Here is a 521-nt window from a genome sequence, read left to right on the forward strand (position 1 = left end):
GGATCTTGAAGTCACCAAGATCGAAACACAGGCCCGTGACGGTGCGGCGCTGGCGTTACGTTTGTATCGGCCCAACGGTATTGAATCGCCGCTGCCGGTGCTGGTGTATTTCCACGGTGGCGGATTTGTCGTTGGCAGTCTGGATTCCCACGACGGTGTCTGCCGCGAGTTTTGCCAGCGCACGCCGTGTGCGGTGCTTTCGGTCGGTTATCGACTGGCGCCGGAGCATCGCTTTCCGACGGCGCTGGAGGATGGCGAGGACGCTTTGGCCTGGCTGGCCGAACAGGCTGCGAGCCTCGGCCTGGATGGTTCGCGCGTTGCGTTTGGCGGTGATAGCGCGGGTGCCACGTTGGCGACGGTGCTGGCGATTCAGGCTGTGCGGCAGCCGCACACGGTGGCTATCGCGCCGAAGGCGCAGTTGTTGTGTTATCCGGTGACGGATGCTTCGCGGGTGCATGATTCGCGGCTGTTGTTTGGTGAGGGGTACCTGCTCGAGAACGACACGCTGGAGTGGTTTTATC

At 62.4% G+C, this 521-nt stretch carries 1 protein-coding gene; it reads left to right on the plus strand.

The window, feature by feature from the left end:
• Positions 1-521, plus strand: a 521-nt coding sequence (locus J5M71_RS27100; protein ID WP_207838594.1) for an alpha/beta hydrolase, incomplete at both ends; no start/stop codon positions are given.

This window comes from Pseudomonas sp. 43(2021) (genome assembly GCF_017490805.1).
Taxonomy (GTDB): Bacteria; Pseudomonadota; Gammaproteobacteria; order Pseudomonadales; family Pseudomonadaceae; genus Aquipseudomonas.